This is a genomic window from Microbispora amethystogenes, assembly GCF_016863015.1.
In the GTDB taxonomy this organism is placed as follows: domain Bacteria; phylum Actinomycetota; class Actinomycetes; order Streptosporangiales; family Streptosporangiaceae; genus Microbispora; species Microbispora amethystogenes.
On sequence record NZ_BOOB01000090.1, the window covers coordinates 1 to 5264 of the forward strand.

Consider the following 5264-nt stretch of genomic DNA (forward strand, 5'->3'; position numbering starts at 1 on the left):
CCGGCCAGGTCCAGCTGCTGACCGAGGCCATGCCCTGGCCCGAGGTGGACCGCCCCCGCCGCGCGGGTGTGTCGTCGTTCGGCATCAGCGGTACCAACGCCCACGTCATCATCGAGCAGGCCCCCGCCGATCTCACTCCCGCAGAGGCCCCCGCCCCCACCCCGATCGAGGGCGAAGGCGAGGGCGAGATTACGGCCCCGGTGGCGTGGGTGCTGTCGGGCAAGACGCCGGACGCGCTGGCCGGGCAGGCGGCCCGGGTGCTGTCCTACGCTCAGGACAACCCCTCCCTCGGCATCGCCGACATCGGCTACTCGCTGGCGACGACGCGGACGTCCTTCGAGCGGCGGGCCGTGGTGACCGGCGGCGACCGCGCCACCCTGCTGGCGAGGCTCGCCGCGGTGGCCGAGACCCGCACCGCACCCGGGGTGGTGCAGGGCATCGCCCGCTCCGGTGGCAAGATCGGCATGCTGTTCACCGGTCAGGGCGCCCAGCGGCTCGGCATGGGCCAGGAACTCCACGCGGCCTTCCCGGTGTTCGCCGAGGCCTTCGACGCCGTCGTCGCCGAGCTGGACACGCACCTGGACCGCCCGCTCCGTGAGGTGATCTGGGGCGCCGACCCCGTTCTCGCCGACCAGACCGCGTACGCGCAGGCCGGACTGTTCGCGGTGGAGGTGGCCCTGTTCCGTCTCCTGGAGTCGTGGGGGGTGCGGCCCGACTACCTGGCCGGGCACTCGATCGGCGAGCTGGCCGCCGTACACGTCGCCGGGATGCTGTCGCTCGCCGACGCGTCCCGCCTGGTCGCGGCCCGGGGCCGGCTGATGCAGGCGCTCCCGCCCGGCGGGGCGATGGTCGCCGTCCAGGCCACCGAAGACGAGGTGATCCCGCTTCTCACCGACGGGGTGGACATCGCCGCCGTCAACGGCCCCCGCGCGGTGGTCATCTCCGGACAGGAAGCTCCGGTGATGGCCCTGGCGGCAAAGTTCGCCGACCGGGGACGCAAGACCCGCCAGCTGCGGGTCTCCCACGCCTTCCACTCCCACATGATGGACCCGATGCTGGCCGACTTCGCCGCGGTGGCCGGCACGGTGGCGTTCGACGCGCCGCGGATCCCGATCGTGTCCACCGTCACCGGCGCCCTCGCCGGCGATGAGCTGGGCACCGCACAGTACTGGGTGGACCAGGTGCGTGGCGCGGTGCGGTTCGCCGACGCGGTGACCACCCTCGCCGCCCAGGGCGTGACCCGGTTCGTGGAGCTGGGCCCGGACGCGGTGCTGACCGCGATGGTCCAGCAGATCCTCGACGAGGCGGACACCGCGGTCTTCACCGCCACCATGCGGGCCGAGCGGCCCGAGCCCGGCACCGTCGTCGCCGCCCTCGGCCAGCTCCACACCACCGGCGTGCCGGTCGACTGGCAGGCCTTCTACGCCGAGACCGGCGCCACCCGCGTCGACCTGCCCACCTACGCCTTCCAGCGCGAGCGCTACTGGCTGGACACCTACGACTACCTGTCCGAGTCCTGGGCGGCCGACTACGTCGGCAACCTGTCCTCCGCCGGGCTGGAGGCCGTCGAGCACCCGCTGCTCGGCGCGGTCATCCCCCTGCCCGACTCCGGGGGCCTCGTCCTCACCGGCAGGCTGTCGGTCCACACCCACCCGTGGCTGGCCGACCACCAGGTGTACGGGAACGTCCTGCTGCCGGGCACCGGCTTCGTGGAGATGGCCATCCACGCCGGGGACAAGGCCGGGTGCCCGATCCTGGAGGAGCTCACTCTCCAGGCGCCGCTGGTGCTGCCGGAGGGCGCCTACCGCGACGGCCTGGCGGTGCAGGTCGTCGTCGGGGCCGCGGACGACGCCGGCCGGCGGCCGCTGCTGGTGCGGTCCCGCCCCGACCACGACGCGGAGAACTGGACCGTACACGCCCAGGGCGTGCTGGCCGAGGGACCGGACGTCCGCGGGGAGTCGCTCGAACAGTGGCCGCCGCCGGGCGCGACGCCGATCGACGTGCAGGGCGCGTACGAGGAGCTGCTCGCCGCCGGCTACGGCTACGGCCCGACCTTCCAGGGCCTGCGCGCGGCCTGGCGGCGCGGCGAGGACCTGTTCGCCGAGGTCGCCCTGCCCGACCAGGCGCACCAGGACGCCGCCCTCTTCGGGCTCCACCCCGCGCTGCTCGACGCGTCGATGCACGCGATCCTGGTGGACGGCGACGGGAGCGGCGAGGGCGAGACGGTCCTCCCGTTCGTCTGGGGCGGCGTGTCGCTGCACGCCACCGGCGCGCCCGCGGCGCGGGTACGCCTCGCGCCGTCGGCCACCCGGGGCCTGACGCTGAACGTCGCCGACGCGACCGGCCGCCCCGTGCTCACGGTCGCGTCGCTGGTGTCCCGGCCGGTGTCGGCCGACCAGCTCAGCGCGACGCGGGACGTCGCCGACGAAGCGTTGTTCGGCATCGAGTGGAGTCCATCGGCGGCCACATCGGACGACGCGAACTGGGCCGTTCTGGGCACGGGTCCGTTCCCTGACGGCGTGCCGGTCGTCGAGAGCCTCCGGGCGCTGGCGGACGCGGCCGTCGTGCCCGGCACCGTGGTCTGGCAGGCGCCGGACGCGCCCGCCGCAGACGTTCCGTCCGGCGTCCGGTCGGTGACCACCGCTGTCCTGGAGATCGTGCAGGAGTGGCTGGCCGAGGACCGGTTCGCCGACGCGAGGCTGGTCGTGGTCACCCGGAGCGCGGTCGCGACCGGAGAGGCGGACGACGTGGCGCTGGCCCAGGCGCCCGTGTGGGGCCTGGTGCGGGCCGCGATCGCGGAGAACCCCGGCCGGTTCGCCCTGCTCGACGTCGACGGCCACCCCGGCTCGTCCGGCGCGGTCGCCGCCGCGGTCGCGTCGGCCGAGCCGGAGGCCGCGATCCGGGCCGGCGAGGTCCTCGTTCCCCGGTTCGTGCGGCCCGCGCGGCCGGCCGAGGCGACCGCCCCGGCAATGAACCCCGAGGGAACCGCGCTCATCACCGGCGGCACCGGCGGCCTCGGCGGGCTGCTCGCCCGCCACCTGGTCACGGCGTACGGCGTGCGCTCGCTCGTGCTCACCAGCCGGCGGGGCCCGGACGCGCCGGGCGCGGCGGAGCTTCGCGACGAGCTCACCGCCCTCGGCGCCGAGGTGACGATCGCCGCCTGTGACGCCGCCGACCGCGACGCGCTGGCCGAGGTGCTGGCGGCCGTCCCGGCGGAGCGTCCGCTGACCGCCGTCGTGCACGCCGCCGGCGTCGCCGACAACGGCCTCGTCGGCGCGCTGACCCCGGAACGGCTGGCCGCCGTGCTCGCGCCGAAGGCCGACGCCGCGTGGCACCTGCACGAGCTGACCAAGGACCTCGACCTGGCCGCGTTCGTGCTGCTCTCCTCCGCGGGCGGCATGGTCCTGGCCGCCGGTCAGGGCAACTACGCCGCCGCGAACGTCTTCCTCGACGCGCTCGCCACCCATCGGCACGCCTGCGGCCTGCCCGCCACGTCGATGGCGTACGGCCTGTGGGGCGTGGACGCCGGTCTCGGCGCGCTGCTGAGCGACGCCGACCTCACCCGTATGCGGCGCATGGGCTATCCCGCGCTCACCGCCGAGGATGGCCTGGCCCTCTTCGACGCGGCCCTCGCCGCGCCCGGCGCCGTACGCGTGCCGCTGCGCATCGACCCGGTGGCCCTGCGCGCCAAGCCGGAGCAGCTTCCGCACCTGCTGCGCGGCCTCGTACGGGTGCCGATCCGTCAGGCGGCCCGTTCGGGCGGTGGAGAGGTGCTGCGGCAGCGGCTCGCCGGGCTGGGCGAGGCGGAGCGCTCGGCCGCGCTGCTCGACCTGGTGAGGTCCACGGTCGCGGCGGTGCTCGGCCACGCGTCGGCCGACGCGATCGAGCCGGACCGCGCGTTCCAGGAGCTCGGTTTCGACTCGCTGTCGGCGGTCGAACTGCGCAACGTGCTGGGTGAGGCCACCGGCCTGCGGCTGCCCGCGACCCTCGTCTTCGACTACCCGAGCGCGCTCGCGGTGGCCGAGTACATCGGCGAGACGCTCAGCGGCACGCGAGACGAGGCCGGCGTCGCCGTCCAGGCGCCGCTCGACGACGAGCCCATCGCGATCATCGGCATGGCCTGCCGGTATCCCGGCGGGGTGGCCTCGCCGGAGGACCTCTGGCGGCTGGTCACCGACGGCGTCGACGCGGTGGGCGAGTTCCCCGCCGACCGCGGCTGGGACGTCGAGGGCATCTACGACCCGGAGCCGGGCGTCCCCGGCAAGACGTACGCCCGCAACGGCGGGTTCCTGTACGACGCGGCGGAGTTCGACCCGGGCTTCTTCGGCATCAGCCCGAACGAAGCGGTGATGATGGACCCGCAGCAGCGGCTGCTGCTGGAGACCTCCTGGGAGGCGTTCGAGCGCGCGGGCATCGACCCGGGAGCGCTGCGGGGCAGCAAGACCGGGGTCTTCGCCGGGGTGATGTACCACGACTACGGGCAGGGCGTCGGCGTCGCCAGCAGCAGCGGCGGCAGCCTCGTCTCCGGCCGGGTGGCCTACACCCTCGGGCTGGAGGGCCCGGCCCTCACCGTCGACACCGCCTGCTCGTCGTCGCTGGTCGCGCTGCACCTGGCCGGGCAGGCGCTCAAGTCGGGGGAGTGCTCCCTGGCGCTGGCCGGCGGGGTCACCGTGATGTCCGAACCGGCCATGTTCATCGAGTTCTCCCGGCAGCGTGGGTTGTCGCCGGACGGCCGCTGCCGGTCGTTCGCGGCCGGCGCCAACGGCGCGGCCTGGGCGGAAGGCGCCGGACTGCTGCTCATGGAGCGGCTGTCGGACGCGCGCAGGCTCGGGCACCGGGTGCTCGCCGTGATCCGGGGCTCGGCGGTGAACCAGGACGGCGCGTCCAACGGGTTCACGGCCCCGAACGGCCCCTCCCAGCAGCGGGTGATCCGCCAGGCCCTCGCCAACGCGCGGTTGTCGGTGAGCGACGTGGACGTGGTCGAGGGTCACGGGACCGGGACGACGCTGGGTGACCCGATCGAGGCGCAGGCCGTGCTCGCGACCTACGGCCAGGAGCGTCCGGAGGACCGGCCGCTGTGGCTGGGGTCGCTGAAGTCGAACATCGGTCACGCGCAGGCGGCGGCCGGTGTGGGCGGGGTCATCAAGATGGTGGAGGCGATCCGGCACGGGGAGCTGCCCAAGACGCTGCACGTGGACGAGCCCTCCCCGCACGTGGAGTGGTCGGCCGGTCAGGTGAAGCTGCTGACCGAGGCCATGCCATGG

General features: G+C 74.8%; 1 protein-coding gene. It reads left to right on the forward strand.

Features of this window, described 5'->3' with window-relative positions:
• On the forward strand, positions 1–5264 hold a 5264-nt coding region (locus tag Mam01_RS35725; RefSeq protein ID WP_204289645.1), incomplete at both ends, for a type I polyketide synthase.